This is a genomic window from Actinomadura viridis (assembly GCF_015751755.1).
In the GTDB taxonomy this organism is placed as follows: Bacteria; Actinomycetota; Actinomycetes; order Streptosporangiales; family Streptosporangiaceae; genus Spirillospora; species Spirillospora viridis.
The window spans coordinates 1763265-1788055 of record NZ_JADOUA010000001.1; the positions used below are offsets into that span (position 1 = coordinate 1763265).

General features: G+C 74.0%; 23 protein-coding genes and 1 tRNA gene. 13 read left to right on the plus strand and 11 right to left on the minus strand.

Annotated elements, in window-relative coordinates:
* Positions 1-13: 13 nt before the first annotated feature.
* Together IW256_RS07775 and IW256_RS07780 are read right to left on the minus strand one after the other, a co-directional pair.
* Positions 14-577 (minus strand): TetR/AcrR family transcriptional regulator, encoded by a 564-nt coding sequence (locus IW256_RS07775; protein ID WP_197010303.1) that lies wholly within the window; start codon positions 575-577, stop codon positions 14-16.
* A gap of 33 nt (positions 578-610) precedes the next feature.
* Positions 611-1705, minus strand: coding sequence for a PucR family transcriptional regulator (locus tag IW256_RS07780; protein WP_197010304.1), 1095 nt, complete (start codon positions 1703-1705; stop codon positions 611-613).
* A 100-nt stretch (positions 1706-1805) separates the two neighbouring features.
* Here IW256_RS07780 and IW256_RS07785 point away from each other — a divergent pair, with 100 nt between their 5' ends.
* From IW256_RS07785 to IW256_RS07830, 10 genes are all read left to right on the plus strand, one after another.
* Positions 1806-2723 carry a proline dehydrogenase family protein gene (locus tag IW256_RS07785; RefSeq protein WP_197010305.1) on the plus strand — a complete coding sequence of 306 codons (918 nt, stop codon included), beginning with the start codon at positions 1806-1808 and terminating at the stop codon, positions 2721-2723.
* Between the two features lie 20 nt (positions 2724-2743).
* Positions 2744-4375, plus strand: a complete 1632-nt coding sequence (gene pruA, locus IW256_RS07790) for an L-glutamate gamma-semialdehyde dehydrogenase (RefSeq protein ID WP_197010306.1) — start codon at positions 2744-2746, stop codon at positions 4373-4375.
* Positions 4376-4451: 76 nt separating this feature from the next.
* Positions 4452-4525 (plus strand) — tRNA-Met (locus tag IW256_RS07795).
* Positions 4526-4834: 309 nt separating this feature from the next.
* Complete coding sequence (locus IW256_RS07800) at positions 4835-5176, plus strand: DUF3054 domain-containing protein (RefSeq protein ID WP_197010307.1); 342 nt, start codon at positions 4835-4837, stop codon at positions 5174-5176.
* Positions 5177-5214: 38 nt separating this feature from the next.
* On the plus strand, positions 5215-6861 hold the full coding sequence (locus tag IW256_RS07805; protein ID WP_197010308.1) for an AMP-binding protein: 1647 nt from the start codon (positions 5215-5217) through the stop codon (positions 6859-6861).
* Positions 6862-6874: 13 nt separating this feature from the next.
* Positions 6875-9769 (plus strand): AMP-binding protein, encoded by a 2895-nt coding sequence (locus tag IW256_RS07810; RefSeq protein WP_231403696.1) that lies wholly within the window; start codon positions 6875-6877, stop codon positions 9767-9769.
* Between the two features lie 99 nt (positions 9770-9868).
* Positions 9869-11224, plus strand: a complete 1356-nt coding sequence (locus IW256_RS07815) for a cytochrome P450 (RefSeq protein ID WP_197010310.1) — start codon at positions 9869-9871, stop codon at positions 11222-11224.
* Positions 11224-12027, plus strand: coding sequence for an SDR family oxidoreductase (locus tag IW256_RS07820; protein WP_197010311.1), 804 nt, complete (start codon positions 11224-11226; stop codon positions 12025-12027). The genes IW256_RS07815 and IW256_RS07820 overlap by 1 nt, the downstream gene beginning before the upstream one ends.
* 102 nt (positions 12028-12129) lie before the next feature.
* Positions 12130-12759: a TetR/AcrR family transcriptional regulator gene (locus IW256_RS07825; protein ID WP_197010312.1), complete on the plus strand. Its 630-nt coding sequence runs from the start codon at positions 12130-12132 to the stop codon at positions 12757-12759.
* Between the two features lie 86 nt (positions 12760-12845).
* Positions 12846-14321, plus strand: coding sequence for a carboxylesterase/lipase family protein (locus IW256_RS07830; protein ID WP_197010313.1), 1476 nt, complete (start codon positions 12846-12848; stop codon positions 14319-14321).
* A 9-nt stretch (positions 14322-14330) separates the two neighbouring features.
* Here the strand turns inward: IW256_RS07830 and lhgO are convergent, their stop codons facing one another.
* The 3 genes from lhgO to hisN form a co-directional block, all read right to left on the minus strand.
* Positions 14331-15521, minus strand: a complete 1191-nt coding sequence (gene lhgO, locus IW256_RS07835; protein ID WP_307828785.1) for an L-2-hydroxyglutarate oxidase — start codon at positions 15519-15521, stop codon at positions 14331-14333.
* Positions 15522-15553: 32 nt separating this feature from the next.
* Positions 15554-15742: a hypothetical protein gene (locus tag IW256_RS07840; protein WP_197010314.1), complete on the minus strand. Its 189-nt coding sequence runs from the start codon at positions 15740-15742 to the stop codon at positions 15554-15556.
* Positions 15743-15845: 103 nt separating this feature from the next.
* The gene (gene hisN, locus IW256_RS07845) at positions 15846-16649 is read right to left on the minus strand and encodes a histidinol-phosphatase (RefSeq protein WP_197010315.1); all 804 of its coding nucleotides are present in this window, start codon (positions 16647-16649) and stop codon (positions 15846-15848) included.
* 135 nt (positions 16650-16784) lie between these two features.
* Between hisN and IW256_RS07850 the strand changes: the two genes are divergently transcribed.
* A complete protein-coding gene (locus IW256_RS07850; RefSeq protein WP_197010316.1) occupies positions 16785-17759 on the plus strand; it encodes a hypothetical protein in 975 nt (324 codons plus the stop codon).
* Here the strand turns inward: IW256_RS07850 and IW256_RS07855 are convergent.
* The 6 genes from IW256_RS07855 to IW256_RS07880 form a co-directional block, all read right to left on the minus strand.
* A complete protein-coding gene (locus IW256_RS07855) occupies positions 17746-19269 on the minus strand; it encodes an FAD-binding oxidoreductase (protein WP_197010317.1) in 1524 nt (507 codons plus the stop codon). The two genes, IW256_RS07850 and IW256_RS07855, sit on opposite strands and share 14 nt — an antisense overlap.
* Before the next feature lie 56 nt (positions 19270-19325).
* Entirely contained in the window at positions 19326-20297 is a 972-nt protein-coding gene (rsgA, locus tag IW256_RS07860; RefSeq protein ID WP_307828786.1) for a ribosome small subunit-dependent GTPase A, read from the minus strand.
* Between the two features lie 45 nt (positions 20298-20342).
* Entirely contained in the window at positions 20343-21659 is a 1317-nt protein-coding gene (gene aroA / locus IW256_RS07865; protein ID WP_197010318.1) for a 3-phosphoshikimate 1-carboxyvinyltransferase, read from the minus strand.
* 123 nt (positions 21660-21782) lie between these two features.
* Positions 21783-21971: a zf-HC2 domain-containing protein gene (locus IW256_RS07870; RefSeq protein WP_197010319.1), complete on the minus strand. Its 189-nt coding sequence runs from the start codon at positions 21969-21971 to the stop codon at positions 21783-21785.
* A complete protein-coding gene (locus IW256_RS07875) occupies positions 21968-22516 on the minus strand; it encodes a sigma-70 family RNA polymerase sigma factor (protein ID WP_197010320.1) in 549 nt (182 codons plus the stop codon). The genes IW256_RS07870 and IW256_RS07875 overlap by 4 nt, the downstream gene beginning before the upstream one ends.
* Before the next feature lie 174 nt (positions 22517-22690).
* Entirely contained in the window at positions 22691-23392 is a 702-nt protein-coding gene (locus tag IW256_RS07880) for a DoxX family membrane protein (protein ID WP_197010321.1), read from the minus strand.
* Positions 23393-23508: 116 nt separating this feature from the next.
* Between IW256_RS07880 and IW256_RS07885 the strand changes: the two genes are divergently transcribed.
* Both IW256_RS07885 and IW256_RS07890 read left to right on the plus strand, forming a co-directional pair.
* On the plus strand, positions 23509-24366 hold the full coding sequence (locus tag IW256_RS07885) for an SOS response-associated peptidase (protein ID WP_197010322.1): 858 nt from the start codon (positions 23509-23511) through the stop codon (positions 24364-24366).
* A gap of 69 nt (positions 24367-24435) precedes the next feature.
* A complete protein-coding gene (locus tag IW256_RS07890; RefSeq protein WP_197010323.1) occupies positions 24436-24768 on the plus strand; it encodes a TraR/DksA family transcriptional regulator in 333 nt (110 codons plus the stop codon).
* Positions 24769-24791: the final 23 nt, after the last annotated feature.

Below are 24791 nucleotides of genomic sequence, written 5' to 3' on the forward strand. Positions count from 1 at the left end.
TGTTCGGGGGGCGTCAGGCGAGGAGCGCCTGGGCCTGCGTCACGGCGTCGCGGAGGCGGTCCTCGGGGGAGGGGGTCCTGGCGATCACGCGCATGCCCTGGAAGATGACCATGAGGAAGCGCGCGAGCGCCCGCGGGTCCTTGTCCGCCGGCAGTTCGCCCTGGGCCCGGGCTCGGGTCAGTGCCGAGGTGAGGGTGGCCTCGAGGTGGGTCCAGCTCGCCTCGACGCAGCGCGCCGCCTGGTCGTCCCGGGAGGCCAGCTCGACCGCGGTGTTCACGACCATGCAGCCGCGGGGGTCGCGGGCGTACCGCTCGATCAGGTCCCGTACGGCCGGGAGGACCGGGCCGGGTTGGGAGAGCGCCTCCACGAGGGCCGTGTCGGTGGCCTCCCGGTAGCGGGCCAGCGCCTTGAAGTAGAGCTCGCGTTTGCTGCCGAACGTGGCGTACAGGCTGGCCCGGGCGATGCCCAGGTGTTCGACGAGGTCGGCCATCGAGGTGTTATCGCAGCCGCGTTCCCAGAAGAGCTCCAGGGCGCGCTGCAGGACCTCGTCCGGGTCGAACTCCTTGGTTCTCGCCATGCGGGAGAGCTTAGAGCTTTCGGGAACGATCGGTCAATTATTGAGGTGGGGGTGCAGGGTCAGGGCGAGGTGGAGCGTGAGGCGGTCCTGGCCCTTGGAGAGGGTGAGGCCGGTCAGCTCCTCGATGCGGCGCAGACGGTGGTAGAGGGTCTGCCGGTGGATGCTCAGCTCGCGGGCGGTCTCCTGGACGGCGCCGGCGTGGTCGAGGAAGACGCGGGCGGTCCGGGTCAGGTCGGGGTGGTCGAGGAGCGGCGCGAGCCCGGCGGGGAGCGCCGCCTCGGCGAGGGAGGCGTCGTCGGCGCAGCGCAGGAGGCGCAGGGCGCCGAGGGAGGACCAGGTGCGGGTCTCGCCGTCGGCGGCGGTGCGGGCGGCGACCCGGGCCCGCAGCCAGCCCTCGCGCAACTCGGCCAGCCCGTCGCAGGGGCCGTAGAGGCCCGCGTACGTGGGGGACGGCCTGCGCTCGATCAGCAGCTGGCGTGCCCGTTCGACGATGTGGACGGCGTTGTCCGGCGGGGTGACCAGGATGTGGTCGCCCTCCCAGACCGTGGTCAGGACGCGGCGGGGGAGCAGCCACGGGTTCAGCGGGCCGAGGTCGTCGCCGCGCAGGACCGCCACGCTGAACGGGGGAGTGAGGATCTCGGCGAGCTCGCTCGTGGCCTGGGCCCGGACGTCGGGCCGGGTGGTGAGGAGGTCGGCGAGCTTCCAGCCGAGGTCGTCGCGGTCCCGGGACTGGCGGGCCATCAGCAGCCCGGCGCGTTCGGTGAGCGGGACGGCCTGGGCGGCGAGGGTCGCGGAGATGTGCTGGTCGTGGTCGAGCAGCCACAGGTAGCCGTAGGTGACGCCGTTCCAGCGGACGGGCAGGCAGAGGCGGGCGAGCAGGCCCGCGGCGGGGTCGGCCGGGATGCGGACCGGGCCGGTGGCGCGGGCGATGCCGTGCCGCTCGAACCGGGACCTGACCTCCTCGGTCGAGCGCCGGTGCAGGATCGACTGCGTCCGCACCGGGTCGATGGTCGGGCCGTGCGCGGCGTACGCGACGAGGTGGAAGTCGCGGTCCTCCAGGGTGGCCGGCGCGCGCAGCAGGTCGGCTGCGGTCTCGACGATGTCCTGGAGGTCGTCTCTTTCAGACATTTGTATGAAGGACTCCCCGTCGGAAAGTGACAATCGACTGTATCTGGAGGAGGTGAACGGAGCGTACCGTGCCCGGTATTCAGCCGTTTGGGAGGTTCCCATGCTCAGCTCCGTGCTCCTGGCGTCCGCGCGCAGCGAGCGGATCCGCCGCCTCGTCACCGGCATGCCCCTGACCAGGAGCGTCGTCGACAGGTTCGTGGCCGGTGAGGGGCTAGGGAACGCGATCGAGGTTACGCGGGGACTGACGCGCGCCGGACTCTCGGTGACCCTGGACCATCTGGGAGAGGACACCACCGACCGCGCACAGGCGGACCGCACCCGGGACGCCTACCTGGAGCTCTTCGAGGCCCTCGCCGAGAACGGGCTGACCAAGGACGCCGAGGTCTCGGTCAAGCTCTCGGCGCTGGGCCGGGCCCTGCCCGGCGGGCAGGCGATCGCGCTCGACAACGCGCGGGCGATCTGCGCGGCCGCCGACCGTCTCGCGATGACCGTCACCGTCGACATGGAGGACCACACGACGGTGGACCCGACCCTGGACGTGGTGAGGGACCTGCGCGCCGACTTTCCCTGGGTCGGCGTCGCGATCCAGTCGATGCTGCGCCGGAGCGAGGGCGACCTGCGGGACCTCGCCGGCTCCCGGGTACGGCTCGTCAAGGGCGCCTACGCCGAACCCGCGTCGGTCGCGTACCAGAGCAAGGCCGAGGTCGACCGCGCCTACGTCCGCGGCCTGCGGCTCCTCATGGAGGGCACGGGCCACCCGATGGTCGGCAGCCACGACCCGCGCATCGTCGCGATCGCCCTGGACCTGGCCCGGCTGAACGGGCGCGAACCCGGCTCCTACGAGTTCCAGATGCTCTACGGCATCCGCGCCGCCGAACAGCGCCGCCTGGCCGAGGCGGGCGAGCGGATGCGCGTCTACGTGCCGTACGGGGACGACTGGTACGGCTACTTCATGCGGCGGCTGGCCGAACGCCCCGCCAACCTCGCCTTCTTCCTGCGCTCGTTCGTATCCCGTTGACCCACCTTGTGGAGGACCCCATGGACGCCGTGACCCAGGTGCCGCAGCCGGCCAACGAGCCCGTGCGCGGTTACGCGCCGGGCAGTCCCGAGCGGGCCCGGCTGGAGGAGAGGCTCGCCGAACTCCAGGCGGAGGCCCCGATCGACCTGCCGATGACGATCGGCGGCGTGCGCAGGATGGGCGCCGGCGCCAAGGTCGACGTCGTCCAGCCGCACCGGCACGCCGCGGTGCTCGGGCGCTTCGGCACCGCCACCGCCGAGGACGCCCGGGACGCGATCGACGCCGCGCTGGCGGCGGCTCCGGCCTGGCGGGCGATGTCCTTCGACGACCGTGCGGCGATCTTCCTGCGCGCCGCCGACCTGCTGGCCGGGCCGTGGCGGGAGACCATCCTCGCCTCGACCATGCTGGGCCAGGGCAAGACCGTCCAGCAGGCGGAGATCGACAGCCCGTGCGAGCTGGTCGACTTCTGGCGGTTCAACGTGCACTTCGCCGCGCGGGCACTGGCCGAGCAGCCGATCAGCAGCCCCGGCGTGTGGAACCGGACCGACCACCGGCCCCTGGAGGGGTTCGTCTACGCGATCACCCCGTTCAACTTCACCGCGATCGCCGCGAACCTGCCCACCGCGCCCGCCCTCATGGGCAACGTCGTCGTGTGGAAGCCGTCCCCGACCCAGACCCACTCGGCCGTGCTGACCATGCGGCTGCTGGAGGAGGCCGGGCTGCCGCCGGGCGTCATCAACCTCGTGACCGGTGACGGGCTCGCGGTGTCGGAGGCCGCCCTGCCCCACCCGGACCTGGCCGGCATCCACTTCACCGGCAGCACCGCCACGTTCCAGAAGCTGTGGCGCGCCGTGGGCGAGAACATCTCCGGCTACCGGACGTACCCGCGGCTCGTGGGGGAGACCGGTGGCAAGGACTTCGTCGTCGCCCACCCCTCCGCCGACCCCGCGATACTGAAGACCGCCCTGATCAGGGGCGCGTTCGAGTACCAGGGACAGAAGTGCTCCGCCGCCTCCCGCGCCTACGTCCCGCGCTCCCTCTGGGAGAACGGCCTCAAGGACGAGCTCGTGGCCGAGGTCGAGGGCCTGACCATGGGCGACGTCACCGACCTGGGCAACTTCATGGGCGCCGTCATCGACGCCCGCGCGTTCGCCAAGAACCGCGACGCGATCCGGCGCGCCGAGTCCGACCCGGCCGTCGAGATCGTCGCCGGCGGCACCGTCGACGACTCCGTCGGCTACTTCGTGCGCCCCACCGTGCTCGTGTCCGGCGACCCCGACAACGACATCTTCAAGACCGAGTACTTCGGGCCGATCCTGGGCGTCCACGTGTACGACGACGAACGCTACGACGAGGTCCTCACCCAGATGGAATCGGTCTCCGCGTACGCCCTGACCGGCGCCGTCATCGCCGGAGACCGGCAGGCGATCGCCCGTACCTCCGAGACCCTGCGGTACGCGGCCGGCAACTTCTACATCAACGACAAGCCCACCGGCGCCGTGGTCGGGCAGCAGCCGTTCGGCGGCGGACGCGCCTCCGGGACCAACGACAAGGCGGGCTCGATGCTGAACCTGCTGCGCTGGACGTCCCCGCGCTCCATCAAGGAGACCTTCGTCCCCGCCACCGACCACCGCTACCCGCACATGGGCTGACGGACGACCCCGCGAGCCGCCGGACGCCAAACTGGTTTGCCTAAGCCTCCTGAGCCCCATAGAGTTAAGACATCACCGCGGGGTGGAGCAGTTCGGTAGCTCGCTGGGCTCATAACCCAGAGGTCGCAGGTTCAAATCCTGCCCCCGCTACGAGGTCCTAGGGGCCCCTTGGTCGGCGCGCTTCGCGTGCCTCCCCGAGGGGCCTCTTTGCATTTCTCCCAGGGGGGCGACCCCCTGGAACCCCCGGCTGCGCGGGCTCGGGGCTTCGCCCCTTTGCCCGCGCTTTTCTCGCTTCGCGCGCTGCGCGCGCTTGCTCTACAGGTCGCGCCTTCGCGCCTTCGCGCCTTCGCGCCTTCGCGCGCTTGCGCTCTCCTTGACTTGCGGCGAGTTGCTGCCTTGGGCGGCTCCGGGACGGCAACTCGCCGCAAGTCAAGGTGTGGTCGTTCATATGCTGGCGGCATGCGGAATGGGGTTGCGGCGGGGTTGGACGTTTGCCTGGTGCTTGTCTTCGTGGCGATCGGGCGGGCCTCGCATGAGGAGGGGGCGAGCCTGGCCGGGTTCGCCGGTACGGCCTGGCCCTTCCTGGTGGGGCTCGCCGCCGGGTGGGGCGTGACGCGGGCGTGGCGGCGGCCCGAGGTGCTGGTGCCCAGTGGGGTGGGGATCTGGGCGACGACCGTGGTCGTGGGGATGCTGCTGCGGGCCGTGTCGGGGCAGGGCACCGCGTTCGCGTTCGTTGTTGTGGCCACGTCGTTTCTGGCGGCCGTTCTGCTGGGGTGGCGGCTGATCGCCCGGTTCCTCTAAGTTACCCAACGGTTGGGTAGCCGGACGGAGGGAACGAGATGGCATCAGCGCTGCGGGACTGGCTGGACAAGCCGAAGGCCGGACGCGGCGTCCATCTGGCGGGTGACGACGGCTCCTGGGAGTTCCGCGAGTACGGCGTGATGGCGGGGGCCGCGCGCCGGACGGCCGCGGCCCTGATCGAGGAGGGCGTACGGCCGGGCGACGTGGTGTGCCTGGTCCTGCCGACCGACTTCACCTGCATCGAGACCTACTACGGGGTCTGGGCGGCGGGTGCCACGGTGTGCCTGATCACGCCGCCCCTGTTCCAGGACGGCGACGACTACGTGGCCCATGTGGCGGCGATCCTGGAGCAGGCCCGGCCGGTGCTGACCATCGCCTCGGACGAGCTGGCGCCGCTGGCCGCGCGGGCGCTGGAGTCGGCCGGGCTGCCCGGGCGGCCGTGGCGGCCCCGCCAGGGCGAGGCCGAGGCGGAGGTACGTGAGGCGGGCGAGCTGGCGTTGCTGCAGTTCACCTCCGGGTCCAGCGGCGCCCCGCGCGGGGTGATGGTCACCTGGGACAACCTGGAGGCCAACGCCGAGCTGATCGCCCGTACCGCCGGGTTCCACGAGGACGACGTGGTCTCCTCCTGGCTGCCGCTCTACCACGACATGGGGCTGATCGGCTGCTTCCTCACCCCGATCTCCCGGCAGGCCGAGCTGCGCCTGATGCGTCCCGACCAGTTCATCCGCGACCCCGCGCGGTGGGTGCGCACGTTCGCGGAGGCCGCGCACACGGCCGCGCCGCCGTTCGCCTTCGCTTACGCGGCCCGCAGGATCAAGCCCGAGCAGCTGGAGGGCGTGGACCTGTCGGGGTGGCGGACGGCGATCATCGGCGCCGAGCCGATCGACCCGCACGCGCTGGAGGTGTTCGCCCGGGTGGTGGAGCCGTTCGGGTTCGCGCGCGAGACGTTCAAGCCCGCCTACGGGATGGCCGAGACGACCCTGCTGGTCACCATGGACCAGGTGCGGCGCAGGCCGCTGGCGGTACGGCCGGACGAGGCGTCGCTGGAGTTCGGGCGGCCGGTGGCGATCCTGGACCGGCACGAGCTGGGCGAGGCGTCGGTCGGCGCCAAGGCCGGCTGGGTGGTCGGCTGCGGGACGCCCGAGGAGGACGTGCCGGTCGCGATCGTCGACGACGGCGGGCGGGAGCTGCCGGAGGGCAGCCTCGGCGAGATCGTGGTGGGCGGGGAGTCGGCGTGCCCGGGGTACTACGCCGGGGCCGAGGGCAAGTCCACGCGGTTCGAGGGGGGCCGGGTCTACACCGGGGACGCCGGTTTCTTCCATGACGGCCAGCTGTTCGTGCTCGGCCGGATGGGCGACAGCATCAAGGTGCGGGGCCGCTCGGTGTACGTCGAGGACCTGGAGTCCAAGATCGCCGAGATCACCGGGCTCGGCAAGGGCCGGATCGTGGTGGTCGGGGTGCCCGGTGCGGGCACCCGCGGGCTGGCGCTGTTCGCCGAGACCGCCGACGGCTCCTGGGCCGGTGAGGTCCGCGAGACGCTGCGCCGGCGGCTGGGCGACGACGTCGAGGTGACCATCGTGATCGGCGCCGGGCTGATCCAGCGCACCTCCAGCGGCAAGCCGCGCCGGAGGTACATGTGGGAGCGTCTGCGTTCGGGCGGTATGGACGGGGCGCGCGTTCTCTAGCAGCATGTCGGCGATGCGCCCTGTGATCGGCCCGGTGCTCCGCACCGTGCAGAACGCCCTGGAGGTCGCCCGTTTCGGCGGGCTGGACACCGGTGAGGACGCCTCGCCCTACGAGGTGGTGGACGAGCGGCGCGCCCACAGGCTGCGGCACTACTTCCCGGGCGGCGGGCCGCGGCCCGCCGTGCTGCTGGTGCCGCCGCTGATGATGACCGCGGAGGTGTACGACGTCTCCTCGCGGGTCAGCGCCGTCCGGGTCCTGGACGATCTGGGCGTGGACCCGTGGGTGGTCGACTTCGGCGCGCCCGAGCACGAGCCGGGCGGGCTGGAGCGCACGGTGAGCGACCACGTCGTGGCCGTCGGTGAGGCCGTCGACCGGGTGCGCGCGCTGACCGGACGGGACGTGCACCTGGCCGGGTACTCGCAGGGCGGCATGTTCTGCTACCAGGCCGCGGCGTACCGGCGTTCGGAGGGCATCGCGTCGGTGGTGACGTTCGGCAGTCCCGCCGACACCAGCGTCGGGCTGCCGTTCGGGCTGCCGGCCTGGGTCGCGTCCGAGGGCGCCGGGCGCGTCCCCGAGTGGCTGCTGGGCGGGGTCGCCGTGCCCGGCTGGGTCACCCGGACCGGGTTCCAGCTCCTGAGCCCGGTCAAGTCGGTGCGCAGCCGGGTGGAGTTCATCCTGGCCCTGCACGACCGGGAACGGCTCGCGCCGCGGGAGCGGCAGCGGCGCTTCCTGGAGCGCGAGGGCTGGGTGTCGTGGCCGGGACCGGCGCTGGCCGAGTTCGTCCGCCAGTTCATCGCGCACAACCGGATGCTCACCGGCGGATTCGTGATCGGCGACCGGCTGGTCACTTTGGCCGACATCTCCTGCCCGGTGCTGGCGTTCGTCGGGGAGGCCGACGAGATCGCCTCGCCGGGGATGGTGCGCGGGATCCGGCGGGCGGCGCCGCGGGCCGAGGTGTACGAGGCGTCCCTGCGCGCGGGCCACTTCGGGCTGGTGGTGGGGAGCCTCGCGGTGGAACGGACCTGGCCCGCGGTGGCCGGGTGGACGCGCTGGCGGGAGAGCGGCGGGGAAGCACCGGAGATCATCGTCCCGGTGGGGGAGGAGGCGCCCCCGCCGCCCGCGGACGCGGGGTACGGGCTGCGGCTGGCGGCCGGGATCGGCGCTGGCGCGGTGCGCTCGGCGGCCGGCGCCGTCCGCGGCTCCCGCAGGCTCGCCCACCAGGCCGCGCAGAACCTCCCCCGGCTCTCCCGGCTGGAACGGATCCGGCCCGACACCCGCATGTCCCTGGGGCTGCTGCTCGACGAGCAGGCCGGACGCGCGCCCGACGACGTGTTCTTCCTCTACCAGGGGCGCGCCCACACCCAGGACGCGGCCAAGCGCCGTATCGACGCGGTCGTCCGCGGGCTCATCCGCGTCGGGGTGCGGCAGGGGGACCCGGTCGGCGTCCTGATGGACACCCGGCCGAGCGCGCTGGCGGTGGTGGCCGCGCTCAGCCGGCTGGGGGCGGTGGCGGTGCTGCTGCGCCCGGACGGGGACCCGCGGCGGGAGGCCGAACTGGGCCAGGTGACCAGGGTCGTCGCCGACCCCGTCAACGTCCGCCGAGCCGCCGCCATCGGCGTGGAGGTCCTCCTGCTCGGCGGGGGCGCGGACCGGCCCGCCGGGGTGTTCGACATGGAGACGATCGACCCCGCCCGGGTCACGCCGCCCGGCTGGTACCGGCCCAACCCCGGTTGCGCCGGCGACCTGGCGTTCGTGCTGTTCACCGGGGACGGCGAGCACCTGCGGGCGAACCGGATCACCAACCGGCGGTGGGCGCTGTCGGCGTTCGGGACGGCCTCCTCGGCGGCGCTGTCCCCGGCCGACACCGTCTACAGCCTCACCCCGCTCCAGCACCCCTCGGCGCTGCTGATGAGCCTGGGCGGCGCGGCGGCCGGCGGCGCCCGGCTGGCGCTGGCCAGCGCCTACGACCCCGGGACGTTCTGGGACGAGACGCGCCGGTACGGTGTCACCGTCGCCTCCTACACCTGGACGCTCCTGCGCGACCTGGTGAACGCGCCGCCGCACCCCGGCGAGCGGCACCACCCCGTGCGGCTGTTCATCGGCTCGGGGATGCCGCGCGGCCTGTGGCGCCGGGTGGAGGAACGGTTCGCGCCCGCCCGGGTCCTGGAGTTCTACGCCTCCACCGAGGCCGAGGCGATCCTGGTCAACGTGAGCGGCAAGAAGCCCGGGTCGCTGGGACGCCCGCTGCCGGGCGGCGCCGAGACGCGCCTGGCGCGCTACGACCTGGAGCGCGGGCGCGTCGCCGAGGGGCCGGACGGGCTCGCGGAGGAGTGCGCGCCCGGCGAGATCGGCACGCTGGTCGCCCGGGCCGGTCCCGGTCGGGCGGAGGCGGTGCCCGGACGGCCGCTGCGGGGGCTGTTCGCGCCCGGCGACGCCTGGACCGCGACCGGCGACCTCTTCCGCCGCGACGCCGACGGCGACCACTGGCTGCTCGGCAAGGAGGCCGAGCTGATCCGCACCGCGGAGGGCGTCGTCCCGCCGGGGCCGATCCGGGACGCGCTCGGTGATCTCCCTTACATCGACGTCGTCGCCGTCTACGGCGTCCCGGCCGGCGGGGCCGAGCTGGCGGTCGCGGCCGTCAGCCTGCGCGAGGGCGGCGAGCTGAGGCCGATCGACCTGACGGAGGCGCTGCTGAGGGTGGAGCCCGCGCTGCGCCCCGCGCTGGTCAGGATCGTGGACGAGGTGCCGGTGACCGCCGGGGGACGGCTGCGGACGGCCCCGCTGCGCGCGGACGGCGTCCCGTCCGCGGCCGGGGGGCGGGCGTACCACCGGGACCGCTCGGGGGCGTACCGGCCGCTGACCGAGGCGGCGCGGCGGCGCCTGCTGCGTCCCCGGGCCGCGGGTTGAGGGCTCGCCGACCCTGGACTTCCGGGCGTCCCTTGCGTTACAACAAAGCTACACATTTTGTGCTTTTGTTCCTCTTGTCCCGCCCCCTCGGGAGGACCCATGGCCACCATCCTCGCGCCGCCCCCGGAGGGCAGCGATCTCCGGCCGGTGCGCGGGCAGCCCGGCATCCCGCTCGTCGGCAACACCCTCCAGGTCATGCGGGATCCGTTCGCGACCGCCCGGAAACGGTACGAGCAGTTCGGCCCGGTCTCCTGGGGATGGCTGCTCGGGCAGCGGATCGTGACCGCGCAGGGCCCGGAGGCCGCCGAGGCGGTGCTGGTCAACCGCGACAAGGCGTTCGCCAACGGCCCCGCCTGGAGCTACTTCATCGGCCCGTTCTTCTACCGCGGCATCATGCTCCTGGACTTCGAGGAGCACCTGCACCACCGGCGCATCATGCAGCAGGCGTTCACCAGGACGCGGCTCCAGGCGTACATGGACGCGATGGCGCCGGGCATCAAGGACGGCATCGGGGCGTGGGAGCCCGGCGCGGGCTTCAAGGTCTACGACCACGTCAAGCAGCTCACCCTCGACCTGGCCACCGACGTGTTCATGGGCGTCGAGCTGGACCGCGCCGAGGCCGACCGGATCAACGGCGCGTTCATCGACGCGGTCCGCGCCGGCACCGCCTACGTCCGCTTCCCGGTGCCGGGACTGCGCTGGCACAAGGGCGTGCGCGCCCGGGCGACGCTGGAGGAGTTCTTCCGCCGGCACCTGCCCGCCAAGCGCGAGCAGAGCGGGGACGACCTGTTCGCCGCGCTCTGCCAGGCCGAGACCGACGACGGGCACCGCTTCACCGACGACGACGTCGTCAACCACATGATCTTCGCGTTGATGGCGGCGCACGACACCACCACGATCACCCTCACCACGATGGCCTACCAGCTGGCCCGGCACCCCGAATGGCAGGAACGGCTGCGCGCGGAGTCGCGGGCCCTCGGCAAGCCGGTGCTGGAGTTCGCCGACCTGGACGCGCTGCCCTCCGCCGACCTGGTCATGAAGGAGTCGCTGCGGATGGTGGCCCCCGTCCCGGCGCTGCCCCGCCGCGTCGTCAAGGACACCTCCCTCCTGGGCTTCCACATCCCCGCCGGGACGACCGTGATCCTGCCGATGCTCACCAACCACCACATGCCCGAGTGGTGGCCGGACCCCGAGCGGTTCGACCCCGAACGCTTCGCCCCGGACCGGCGCGAGGACAAGGCGCACAAGTACGCCTGGGCGCCGTTCGGGGGCGGGGCGCACAAGTGCATCGGGCTGCACTTCGCGGGGATGCAGGTCAAGAGCATCCTGCACCAGGTCCTGCTGCGGTACCGCTGGAGCGTGCCCGGCGGCTACGAGTGGCCGCTGGACACCACCTCGCTGCCCTCGCCCAAGGACGGGCTGCCCGTACGACTCGAACGTTTGGAGCACCACTGATGAGCAAGGTCATCGCGATCACCGGCGCGGCCCGGGGGATCGGGTTCGCCACCGCCCGCGCGCTCAAGGCCAAGGGCGCCACCGTGGTGATCGGGGACATCGACGAGACCGCGGCCAAGGAGGCGGGCGAGCGGCTCGGCCTGGCCGCGTTCCCGGTGGACGTCACCTCGCGGGAGTCGTTCGCCGCGTTCCTCGGCAAGGTCGAGGAGGAGGCCGGCCCCCTCGACGTACTGATCAACAACGCCGGGATCATGCCGATCGGCCCGGTCACCGACGAGAGCGACGCCGACGCCCGGCGCTGCATGGACATCAACGTCCACGGCGTCATGCTCGGCACCAAGCTCGCCCTGGAGCGGATGCTGCCGCGCGGCACCGGCCACGTGATCAACATCGCCTCGCTCGCCGGCGTGCTGTTCACCCCCGGCCTGGCCCTCTACAACGCCAGCAAGGCGGCCGTGATCGCCTTCACCGAGGCCACCCGGCTGGAGGTCCAGGACCGCGGCGTGCACGTCAGCGCCGTGCTGCCCACGTTCACCAACACCGACCTGGTCGCGGGCACCCGCAGCCCCAAGGGGCAGCGGAACTGCGAGCCCGAGGACATCGCCGCCGCCGTGGTCGAGCTGGTCGGCCGGCCCCGCCCGCAGGCGGTCGTCCCGCGCAAGCTCGCCGCCCAGGTCCGCATGGGCGGGCTGTTCCCCGAGAAGGTCAAGCAGGCGATCTCCCGCCGCTACGGCCTGGACAAGATCTTCCTGGAGTACGACCCGGAGGCCCGCAAGGCCTACGACGCCCGCATCCGGTCCTGACCCCCGTTCACCCGCCGCGCGCCTGCACCGCCAGGGGGCGGAGGACAGAACTACACATAGTGTAGCTATGTCTCACAGTCGTCTCCGGGCTAGTGTGCGGGCATGACCATGGACGCGCGTCCCCTCACCGGGCTGCTGGCCCGCCTGTCGGACGACGGGAGCGAGGACGACCTGGACACCCGCATCCTGGACGCCGCGCTCGCGGAGTTCGAGACCTACGGGCTGCGCCGGGTGAGCGCCGAGGACGTCGCCCGGCGCGCCGGGGTCGCCCGCACCACGATCTACCGCCGTTTCGGGAACAAGGACAACCTGGCCCAGGCGGTGATCCTGCGGGAGTGCCGCCGGTTCCTGACCTCGATCGCGGACGCGACCGAGGGCCTGCCCACCGCCGAGGACGCCCTGGTCGAGGGGTTCGTCGTGGGCCTGCGGGGCGCGCGCACCCAGCCGCTGATGACCCGCGTCCTGCATAGCGAGCCGGAGGCGTTCCTCGCCCAGCTCGGCATGAACGGCGGCGCCGTCATGATCGCGGCCCGGGACATCCTGGCCGACCGCCTGCGCCGGGCCCGCCCCGACGACCGCGACGACTACGCGACGGTGGCCGAGGTGCTGCTGCGGACGGCGTTCTCGCTGCTGCTGGTGCCCGGCGGCGGGCTGACCCTGGAGGACGAGGACGACATGCGCGCGTTCGCCCGCGAGTACCTGACCCGCATGCTCCGCCGCCCCGGCGGCTGACCCGGTCACCCCGGGCCCGGCTTCCGCCGCCGCGGGCCACTCGCTACGCTCGGGTCACTCGAATCTCGTTCTAGGAGAGGGCGCGTATGGAGGCGGTCGTCCAGACCTCGTACGGCAAGGTCCGCGGGACCGTCGAGAACGGCGTCGCCGCCTGGCTCGGCGTCCCGTACGCCGCGCCGCCGTTCGGCCCGCGCAGGTTCGGGCCGCCCGAGCCGCCCGAGCCCTGGGACGGGATCCGCGACGCCACCGCCTACGGGCCGACCGCGCCCAAGCCCGGCTACCCCGCTCCGTTCGACCGGCTGGTGCCCGATCCGCGGATCCCTGGCGAGGACTGCCTGAACCTGAACATCTGGGCGCCGGCGGGTACAGGGGGGTCGTCCCCCCTGAACGACGGGGCGCCGGTGATGGTGTGGATCCACGGCGGGGCCTTCCGCAACGGGTCGGGGGCGGTGAGCATCTACAACGGCGCGCGCTTCGCCCGGGACGGCGTGGTCTGCGTGACGATCAACTACCGGCTCGGCGTGGAGGGGTTCGCCCATCTGCCCGGAGCCCCCGCCAACCGCGGGCTGCGCGACCAGATCGCCGCGCTCGCATGGGTCCGCGACAACATCGCCGCGTTCGGGGGTGACCCCGAGCGGGTCACCGTGTTCGGGGAGTCGGCGGGCGGGATGAGCGTCAGCACGCTGCTCTCGCTCGACCTCGGGCTCTTCCGGCGGGCCATCGCCCAGAGCGGGGCGGGCGCCGTCGCGCAGACCGAGGCGGACGCCCTGCTGGTGACCCGGGAGATCGCCGCCCGGCTGGGCGTGGAGCCGACCGCCGAAGGGTTCGCCGCCCTCGACCCGGCCGCGATCATCCCGGTGCAGAGCGCCGTCTCGGCCGAGGTGGCCGCCGTGCCCGACCCGGACCGCTGGGGCGCCAGCACCGCCTCCGCCGGGATGGCGCTGATCCCGGTCCTGGACGGCGACCTGCTCACCCGCAGGCCCGAGGACGCGGTCGCCGCGGGCGCGGGCCGCGACGTCGACCTGCTCACCGGGTACACCAGCGAGGAGTTCCGGTTCTTCCTGATGCCGACCGGGCTGGCCGCCGCGCTCACCGAGGACCTGGTCGCCCCCGTGGCGATCGGGATGGGCGCGACCCCCGAGGTGGTCGCCGCCTACCGCGACCGCCGCCCCGAGGAGACCCCGGGCGAGCTGCTGGCCACGCTGATCACCGACGCCGTCTTCCGGATCCCCGCCAACCGCCTCGCCGAGGGCCACCTCCCCGGGCGCACCTGGATGTACGAGTTCGCCTGGCGTTCCCCCGACCCCGGCCTGGGCGCCTGCCACGCGCTGGAGCTGGGCTTCGTCTTCGACAACCTGAACGCCGACACCGTCGGGATGGCCGGTCCCAACCCGCCCCGGGCGCTGGCCGCCGCCATGCACCGGGCCTGGGTGGACTTCGCCGTCCACGGCGACCCCCGCTGGGACCCCTTCGATCCCGCCACCCGGCGCGTGAAGGTCTTCGACGGCGAGGCGAACCCCGTCGTCACCGACCCGCGGGGGGACGAGCGCAAGCTGTGGTGACCCGCCGGGTCAGTCCTCCAGCACCCCGCCGGCCAGGTGCTCGGCGATGGCCAGGGCGGAGGTCGCGGCGGGGGACGGGGCGTTGCGCACGGTCGTGACCGGCCCCAGCCGCCCGATCCGGAAGTCGTCCACGAGGGACCCGTCCGGGTCGACCGCCTGGGCGCGGACGCCGGCCGGGGCGGGCACCATGTCGGCCGCCTCCAGCGCGGGGACGAACGCGCGGGCCTCGGCGAGGAAGGCGCGCTTGACCGCGGAGCCGTACATCTCCCTGAGCCCGGTGCGCCAGTGCCTGCGCGCCAGGCGCCCGAACCCGGGCCGGGTCAGGGTCTCCCACAGCTCGGCGGGCCGCACGTCGCGCCGCCGGTAGCCCTCCCGGGCCAGGGCCAGGACGGCGTTCGGCCCGATGTCGACGCCCCCGCCCACCCGGCGCGTGAAGTGCACGCCGAGGAACGGGTAGCGCGGGTCGGGCACCGGGTAGATCAGGCCGCGCACCAGGTCGTCCCGCCCGGGCGCCAGCCGGTAGTACTCGCCGCGGAACGGCACGATGGCCGGTGCCGGGGAGTCCCCCGCCAGCCGGGCCACCCGGTCGGAGTGCAGCCCGGCGCAGACGACCAGCCGGTCGAACACCAGCCGCTCCCCGCCGGCGATGACCGCGACGGCGTCGCCCGCGCGGCCGATCCGGGTGACCTCCAGGCCCAGCCGGACGGAGCCGCCCGCCGCCCGCACGTCCTCGGCGCAGGCCCGCGCCACCGCGGTGAAGTCGACGATCGCCGTGGTCGGCGAGTGCAGGGCGGCGATCCCGGCCGCGTGCGGCTCGATCTCGCGCAGCTCCGCGCCCGACAGCCGCCGCAGGCCCGGCACGCCGTTGGCCGTGGCCCGCCGCTCGATCTCCTCCAGCGCGGCCAGCTCACCGGCGTCGCGCGCCACCACGACCTTGCCGCACTCCTCGTACGGCAGGCCACGGTCGGCGCAGAAGTCCTTCAGCAGGGCGATCCCGCGCCGGCACAGCGTCGCCTTCAGGGATCCGGGCGCGTAGTAGAGGCCCGCGTGGGCGACACCGCTGTTGTGCCCGGTCTGGTGGGCCGCCACACGGTCTTCCTTGTCCAGGACCGTCACCCGGGCGTCCGGGCGCAGGGCGGCCAGGCGCCGGGCGACGGCCAGGCCGAGGATCCCCGCGCCCACCACTCCGATCCGCGTCACACGACGACGCTAGCGGACGCGGTGCCCGGCGGTCAGCTGCCCAGGCGCTTGCGGCCCTGGGCCCGCACCCGCTTCCGCTGGGACGGGTCGAGCATCATGTATCCCACTACGGGGATCGCGACGACGCCGAGCACGACGAGCGCGGCGATCCACCAGCCGAGGATGGACAGGACCAGGAATCCCGCCACACCGCCGAGGATGAGCTTGGTCTGGGTCGACATTGCTACCTCCGTACGTCCGCCCCTAGGAAGAACGTTCGCACGCGGGCGGTCGTTCCACGATATGTCGTGACTCGACCGGAGGGCCAGCCCGGGACCTCCCAGGTCAGATGCGCAGGGAGAGCTGGCCGCCGCCCAGGGTGCGCAGCACGTCGGCGTGCAGGTGGCCGTTGGTGCACACCACGCTGCCGCCGTCCGGGCCGGGCACGCCGGACAGGTCGGTGAACATCCCGCCCGCCTCCTCCACGATCACCTGGAGGGCGGCCAGGTCCCACAGCGACACCTCGGGCTCGGTGGAGACGTCCACCGCGCCCTCGGCGACCATCATGTGCGACCAGAAATCGCCGAACGCCCGGGTGCGCCACACCGCGCGGGTGAGGTCGAGGAAGCGGTCCAGCCGGTCCTGCTCCTCCCAGCCGCTGAGACTGGAGAACGACAGCGAGGCGTCCGCCAGGTCCGTCACCGACGACACCTGCATCCGGGTGGCCCGCGACAGGCTCCGCCCCGTCCAGGCGCCGCCGCCGCGCGCCGCCCACCACCGCCGGTTGAGCGCGGGCGCCGAGACCAGCCCGACCACCACCTCGTCGTTCTCCATGAGCGCGATCAGGGTGGCCCACACCGGGACGCCGCGCACGAAGTTCTTCGTGGCGTCGATCGGGTCGATGATCCAGGTCCGCTGCCCGTAGCCGGTCCGGCCGTACTCCTCGCCCACCACCGCGTCGCGCGGCCGGGCGCGCTTGAGCGTCCCCCGGATCTGCTCCTCGACGCTGCGGTCGGCATCACTGACCGGGGTCAGATCCGGCTTGGTCTCGATGTCGAGATCGAGCGCCCGGAAGCGCTTGGTCGTGATGTCGTCGGCCCCGTCCGCCAGCACGTGCGCAAGACGAAGGTCATCGGAATAGCCCGCCACGACGTGCAACGCTACCGCGATCACGCGGGGCACCGACACACTTACCGGCGCGAATGGCCCGAAGAGCGCTCCGGGGGACGCGGGCGGCGGTGCGTTGTGCGCCGGGACCGGCCGGTAAGTGGGAGCATGGGACACATGGCGCACGACCTTCCCGGGTGGGTGGCCGAGCTGACCGACCCGCGCCGGGCGCAGACGCTCGACGAGCTGGCCGACCGGCTCGTCCCCATGGCCGAGCACGCGATCGACGTGTCCCGGCGGCTGCAGACCCTGCTGAACGAGCTGAACGACCCGTTCAAGCGGGAGGCGCTCTACGGCCGCGTGGAGCGGCTGAAGGCGCGGGCCGGCGAGGCCCTGGAGGAGATCACCGGCGAGATCGCCGCGTCCGGGCAGGAGCGGGTCGACCGGATCTGGGCGGGATGGCTGGAACGGCTGGGCCCCGGGCGCGCGGAGCACGCCGGGCACGCCGAGCATCCCGAGCCCGCCGAGGGCCGGGGGCACGCCGACGACCGGGGCGGCCCCGGCGCGCCCGGCGGACCGGACGGACCGGACGACCCGGATGTTCCGGACGACCCGGACCGGACGCGGGAGCTGCGGGGGCGGCTCGACGCCGAGATCGTGCCGCTGGTGACCCGGCAGCAGCGGGCGGCCGCCGAACAGGTCGCCGCCTCCACCTCGGCCGGCCTGGAGGAGGCGACCAAGCTCCTGCTGAGCCGGGTGGAGGAGCTGGCCTCCGCGGTCACCGACCTGATCCACGACGTGCTGCCGCTGGCCCGCGAGGGGCTCTCCCTGGCCGGACGGATCTCCGCGCTGTCCACCCAGGCCCGGCAGGCGGGCCGGGGGCCGATCCCCGGGCCGCTGCTGGAGGCGGGCGCCGAGACCTCGCGGGCGTTCGACGAGGCGGTGGCGCGGCTGGAGCTGGAATGGGCCGCGCTGGGCGCCCGTTCGGCGAGCGTGCGCGCCGCGCTGCGCGGCGCCGAGGAGTCGGCGTTCAGCCAGGTGACCAACGCGATGACCCGGTGCGTGGAGGAGCTGGCCCCCGGCCACGTACGGGCCCTCAACGAGGCCGAGGTCAAGGCGGAGAGCCTGCTGGAGGAGCTCACACGGCGGTGACCCCCTGCGGGAACCGCAGCAGCCCCCGCGGATCGTAGGCGGCCTTGACCCTGGCGAGCCGGCCGAGGTTGGCGCCGTAGTACGCGCGGCCCCAGTCCCGCAGGTCGGGGTCGATGTAGTTGACGTAGGCGGCGCCGCCCAGATGGGGTTCCATGGCCCGGTGGGTGGCGCGCAGCCAGCCGAGGTCGTCGCCGTCCGCCAGGTACTGGAGGCAGAACAGCGCCCGGCGGTGCGGGAACGCGGTGTCGCCGGGGGCGACCCGGGCGATCGCGCCGCCCATCGCGTCCATGAGCACCGAGCGTCCGGCGACGCCGTTCCCCCGGGTGAAGCGCCCGGCCAGCTCGTCGATCGCGCCGTCCCGGAGGGGGCGGTAGGCCAGGTGCGACTTGCCCGAGTAGTCGGTGCGCGGGAACCGGCCCTCCGGCCGCTGCCCCGGCAGGTCGCCGCGCGCGTGGCACTCGGCGGCCGTACGGCCCGCGCAGCCGCCGGTGACCTTCATGGCCTCCAGGTACGAAAGGCGCCGCTCCTCCCGGCCGGACGGGTCGCGTCCCACGGCGGCCACCAGCGGGCCGAGGTCGGGGTCGGACCGCGCGACCCCGGTGACGTCCACGGTCGGGGCACCGCCCGAGGGCGCGGTGTTGATCTGGAGGCTGCTCCAGATCCCGTCCGGGGCGGCCGGCGCCCAGCGCTGCCAGCCGCGGATCACCTCGGCGGCCCGCGACCAGGGCCAGCGCAGGGTGAACGTGGTCAGGCCGGCGGCCTCGTGGGTGCGGAAGGTGAACTCGACGGCCACCCCGAAGTTGCCGCCCCCGCCGCCGCGGCACGCCCAGAACAGCTCGGGGTCGCGGCGGGCGTCGCAGACCCGGACCCGGCCGTCGGCCGTGACGACCGTGACCGACTCCAGGACGTCGCAGGTCAGGCCGTACGCGCGGGACATCACGCCGAGCCCGCCGCCCAGCGTCAGCCCGGCGACGCCCACGGTGGGGCAGGTCCCGGCGGGGACCCCGACCCGCTCATCGGCCAGCCGGTCGTACAGGTCGATGAGCCGGGCCCCGGCGCCCACCACGGCCCGCCCGCCGGCGCCGCCCTCGGCGCGGACCGCGTCCATGGGGGAGACGTCGACGACCAGCCCGGTGCCCGAGGACCAGCCCGCGTAGCCGTGACCGCCGCTGCGCACCGCCACCGGCACCCGCGCGCGGGCCCCGAACGCCAGGCACTCGGCGACGTCCTCGGGGTTCTCGCAGTAGGCGATCCCGGCCGGGCGGATCCGGTCGAAACGCGGCACGTACAGGCGCCGGGCCAGGTCGTAGGCGGCGTCGTCCGGCCGGATCAGCCGCCCCCTCAGGCCGCGTCCCAGCGCGTTCCAGTCGGCCGGGCCGGTCGGCGTGGCCGCGGGGACCGGCGGGGCCGGGGCGGTCCCCCCGGTGCGGCGCGTCGAAGGTGGCCGATGCTCGTCCGAGCATCCCGCCACCGCCGCCATCGCCGCCACGAGGAACCCGCGTCGCTCCATGCGGCTCATTGTCACCACATTTCCGCGTTCGTCACCTGCCGGTGGATACGGCGGCGTCAGACCGGCTCGGCCTCGCCCTCGCGGCTGGCCAGGAGGCGGCGCAGGGAGTCCAGGCGGGCCCGGCTGGCGTGGCCCTCGGCGACCCACCCGTCCAGGCCGCACGACTCCTGCAGGTGGTCGCAGTGCGGTGGGCAGCGCTCGGCGGCGCCCTCCGCCAGGTCCTCGAACGCGCCGATCACGTTCTCCGGCTCCACGTGCGCCAGCCCGAAGCTGCGCACCCCCGGGGTGTCGATGATCCAGCCGTCGCCGTCCGGCAGCTCCAGCGCGATCGCCGACGAGGAGGTGTGGCGGCCCCGGCCGGTGACCGCGTTGACCCGGCTCACCGCCCGCTCGGCGTCCGGCACCAGCGCGTTCACCAGCGTCGACTTGCCCACCCCCGAATGCCCCACCAGCACGCTGGTCCGCCCGGACAGGTGCCCGCGCAGCGCGCCGGTGTCGCCGCCGCGCGCGGTGACCACGTACGGGACGCCGAGCGGCGCGTACGCGGCGACCAGCGTGTCGGGCGGCGCCAGATCGGCCTTGGTGAGGCAGAGCAGCGGTTCCATGCCCGCGTCGTACGCGGCGACGAGGCACCGGTCGATCATCCGCGGCCGGGGTTCGGGATCGGCCAGCGCGGTCACGATCACCAGCTGGCCCGCGTTCGCCACGATGATCCGCTCGAACGGGTCGCTGTCGTCGGCGGTGCGGCGCAGCGACGACGAGCGCGGCTCGACCCGGACGATGCGGGCCAGGGAGTCGGGCCCGCCGGAGGTGTCGCCGACCAGCGCGACCCGGTCGCCGACCACCACCCCCTTGCGGCCGAGCTCGCGGGCCCGCATCGCGGTCACCGCGCGGGCGCCGGGCGTGCCCTCCCCGACCAGGCAGCGGTACCGGCCGCGGTCCACCGCGGTCACCAGCCCGCCGACCGCGTCCTCGTGCGCGGGACGGCGGCGGGTGCGCGGACGCGACCCGCGGCGGCCGGGCCGCACCCGGACGTCGTCCTCGTCGTAATCGCGTGCTCGGCGTGCCAGTGGTCAGCCCCTCTCCTTCGGGGACGCGGCCGGGGGCGGGGCGGAAGGCGCCGCCGGCAGCATCGACTCCCACAGCCCGGTGAAGCCCGGAAGCGTCTTGCCCACGGTGGCGACGTTCTCGATCTCGACGCCCGGGACGGCCAGCCCCAGGAGCGCCGCGGCCATCACCATGCGGTGGTCGTCGTAGGTGCGGAAGAGCCCGCCGTGCAGCGGGCGCGGCCTGATCTCCAGCCCGTCCGGCAGCTCCCGGGCGTCCCCGCCCAGCGCGTTGATCTCGTTGACCAGGGCGGCCAGCCGGTCGGTCTCGTGCCCGCGCAGGTGCGCGATCCCGGTGAGCCGGGAGGGGGTGCCGGCCAGCGCGGCCAGCGCCGCCAGCACCGGCGTGAGCTCGCCGACCTCGTGCAGGTCGGCCTCCAGGCCGGTGAACGCGCCGGTGCCGCGCACGGTCAGGCCGTCCGGGCCGTCCGACACCTCGGCGCCCATCGCCGCCAGCAGGCCGCGCAGCGCGTCGCCCGGCTGCGTGGTGCGGGCGGGCCAGCCCGGCACCGTCACGCGCCCGCCGGTCACCAGGGCGGCGCCGAGGAACTGGGCGGCGTTCGACAGGTCCGGCTCGATGACCCACTCGCGGGCGCGGATCGGGCCGGGGGCGACCCGCCACACGTTCTCCGCGGTCTCCACCACCGCGCCGGCCTCCCGCAGCATCTCCACGGTCATCGCCAGATGGGGCGCCGACGGGACGGGCGGGCCCTCGTGCCGTACCTCCACGCCCTTGTCGAAGCGCGGCGCGGCCAGCAGCAGGCCGGACACCAGCTGCGAGGAGCCGGAGGCGTCGATCGTCACCGCCCCGCCCGCCACCGCGCCGGTGCCGCGGACCGTGAACGGCATGGCCGCGCGGCCCCCGTCGTCGATGCCGGCGCCCAGCGCGCGCAGCGCCTCGATGATCGGGCCCATCGGCCGTTCCCGGGAACGCGGGTCGCCGTCGACCGCGACCTCGCCGCGGGCGAGCGCCGCCACCGGCGGCAGGAACCGCATCACCGTGCCCGCCAGGCCCACGTCCACCCGGGCGGGACCGGCCAGCTCGCCCGGTGTCACCCGCAGGTCGCCGGACGGCTCCTCCTCGATCCGCACGCCCAGCGAGCGCAGCGCCGCGACCATCAGCAGCGTGTCCCGGCTGCGCAGCGGGCGGACGACCGTCGAGGGACCGTCGGCCAGCGCGGCCAGGATCAGCGCCCGGTTGGTCATCGACTTGGAACCGGGCAGCGGGACGGTGGCGTCCACCGGTGCGGTGGCGGTCGGAGCGGGCCAATGCGTCGAGGGCATGACGCAAGGTTATCGGGGCCCGGCCCCCACCAGGGCGGCCGGAGCGGGCCGCCGAGCGGGCGGCCGAGCGGGCGGCCGAGCGGGCGGCCGGAGCGGCTCGCCGCGGCCACCGGGGGCGACCGGCTATCCGGGCCGTACGCCGGGAAGGTCCTTGAGTTCGGAGAGTGCGCGGGCCGCCCCGGCCATCTCCCTCAGCTCGGCCGCGCAGGACCCGCAGTGCGGGAGGTGCGCCTCGAAGGCGCTCCGGTCGTCCCCGTCGAGCAGGCCCAGGGCGTAGGCGCCGACATCGGTGTGCTCGGCCTCCGAGCTCATGCAGTCACCCCTCTGTCCCGCAACACGGCGTGCAGGGCGCGCAGCGCATGGTAGACGCGGGACTTGACCGTGCCCGCCGGGACGTCCAGCACCCGTGCCGCCTCTCCCGCCGTACGGCCGCGCAGCACCGTCTCGGTCAGCACCTCGCGGTGCGGCGCCGGCAGGGACTCCAGCGCGTCCGCGATCACCACCCGGCGCAGCAGCCGGTCGATCCCGTCCGCGCCCGCCGGTCCCGGCGGCGGCCCGCCGCCGGTCACCTCCGGCGGCCGGAACCCGCGCCGCCGTCGCTGGTCGATCACGATCCGGCGGGCGACCGCGGCCAGCCAGGGCATCACCGGGGCGGCCGGGTCGAGCCGGTCCGCGCCGCGCCAGGCCCGGATCATGGTCTCCTGGACGACCTCCTCGGCCCACCGCCGGTCCCCGCCGGTCAGCCGCAGGACGAGGGCCATCAGCGGCCTGTGGTGGTCGCGGTAGAGCCCCGCGACGAGCCGTTCGGGACCGGTGCCGGGGCCGGCGGCGCGGCCGGCGGTTCCTGGTGCTGCCATGGCCGGGCGACTCCATGGGTCGGGGATCCCCCGGGGCATGCCGGGGGACCGGAGGAACGAGCGGTCAGCAGGCAGTACGCTCCCGGCCCGGCCCTTGGTTCAACCTCTTTGAGCCTCTCTTAAGGCTCTCTTCGGAAACACGTGGCGGTCGGCCCCGCGCGCGACGGAACGCGGTCAGCGTTTGACGGCCTTGGCCACCTTGCTCTTCTTCGCCGCCTTCACCACCTTGCGTCCCGGCTCCTGCACCGACCGGGCGGCCTTCCCGGTGACCTTGGACGCCTTCCCGGTCACGGCCGCCCGGCGGGCCTTGGCGGTCCTGAGCGCGGCGCGCCGGCGGGCGTCGCGGACCTGGCGGGCCGCCTCGCGGCGGGCGTTCTTCAGCTCGGCGGCGGTCTCCCTGCGCACCGCGCGGGTCTCGGCCTCGGCCTGGGTCCGCGCCTCGCGGACCGCGTGCCGCACCTCGGCGGCGCGCGCCGAGCGGCGCGGCTCCGTGGCGACCATGAGCAGCGCGCCGAACAGGCTCGCGCTCTTCAGCAGCTGGGAACGTTCGGCGGCGCGCCGTTCCGGGTCGTCCTCGGTCCAGTAACGGTGCTCGGTGCCCAGGACGGGCACCAGCTGTGCCGCCAGCAGGAAGGCGGTCACGCGCTGGAGTCGGCCGGTCAGCAGCAGCACCCCGGTGCCGAGGCTGAGCGCGCCCTCGGCGCGGACCAGCGCCTCGGGGTCCTTGGTGGGCAGCCAGTCGAGCCGGTCGGCGATCGGCTTGATGCTGGGGCCGACCCGCTCCGCCCGTGCGCGCGGGTCGCGGAGCGTGTCCAGCCCGGTGATGATGTACGGCGCCGCCACGAAGGGGCGGGCCAAGGTCCTGATGGGTCGCATGCAGGGCTACATGCCCATCGCTCCGGACGTCAAGCACGAGCGGCCCGGAGCGCTGACCTAAAGGGGATTCCGTCCTGTTCCACTGCCCGGCGGAGGAGAAGGGGCAGGATGGAGGCATGTGCGGTCGCTATGCCACGACGCGGGCTCGCCAGGAACTGCTCGACCAGTTCCAGGTGCAGGTCGACGCCGTCGAAGAGGATTTGCAGCCCGACTACAACGTCGCGCCCACCAAGCAGGTGCCGGCGATCCTCACCCGGGTGCCCAAGGGCGAGGGCGAGTCGGTCAAGGACGCCGGGAGCGCGAAGAACGGCGGCCGGGAGGCCGGCGCGGAACGGGCGGAGGAGGAAGCCGTCCGGCAGCTGCGCACCCTCCGCTGGGGACTCGTGCCGTCCTGGGCCAAGGACCTGTCGATCGGCAGCCGGATGATCAACGCGCGGGTCGAGACGGTGCACGAGAAGGCCTCGTTCCGCCGCGCCTTCGCCAGGCGGCGCTGCCTGCTCCCCGCCGACGGGTACTTCGAGTGGTACGAGATCAAGGACCAGGGCGACGAGGAGCCCGCCGACCCGGCCCGGAAACAGAAGAAGAGCAAGAAGCCGCAGAAACAGCCGTTCTTCATCCGTCCCAAGGACGGCGGAGTGATCGCCATGGCCGGTCTCTACGAGCTGTGGAAGTCCCCGGAGGGCGAATGGGTGTGGACCTGCACGGTGATCACCACCGACGCCCCCGACGATCTCGGCCGGATCCACGACCGGATGCCGATGACCGTCCGGCCGGACCGCTGGGACGCCTGGCTCGATCCGGCGCTCACCGACCCCGGCCAGGTGCGTGACCTGCTGGTTCCCGCGATGGCCGGGACCATGGACGCCTATCCGGTGTCGAAGTCGGTCAACAGCGTGAGAAACAACGGCCCGGAACTCATAAAACCGGCGGTGAGCGGGGATAGTCCTGGCAACCATTCCGACTCCCTGTTCTGACCGCCCGAGCGAACGGCGGTCGGAGGCGAGCCCCCGCGCCCGGGGCGTACCGGAAGGAGTTCCGGCATCGTGGACACCGCCACCGCCCGTCACCGGCTCGAGGTGATGCGCGCCGACCTGGACCGTTCGATCGCGGTCCTCAGGAGCGAGCATCCCGAGCGTGAGAACTCGGCCGCCGACGCGGGATCCGTCCTCACCGACAGCGACCGCGTCCAGGCGGCGCTCGCCTCGCTGGAGAGGCACCGCGCGGCGGTGGAGGCGGCGCTGTCACGGATCTCCGCCGGCACCTACGGGCAGTGCCTGGGCTGCGGCAAGCCGGTCCCGGAAGGGCGGCTGGAGGCCCGTCCCGACGCCGCCCGCTGCGTGACCTGCCAGGCCAAGCACGACCGCGCCAGGCGTTAGAGACGGGTCCGCGAGCGGGCGGG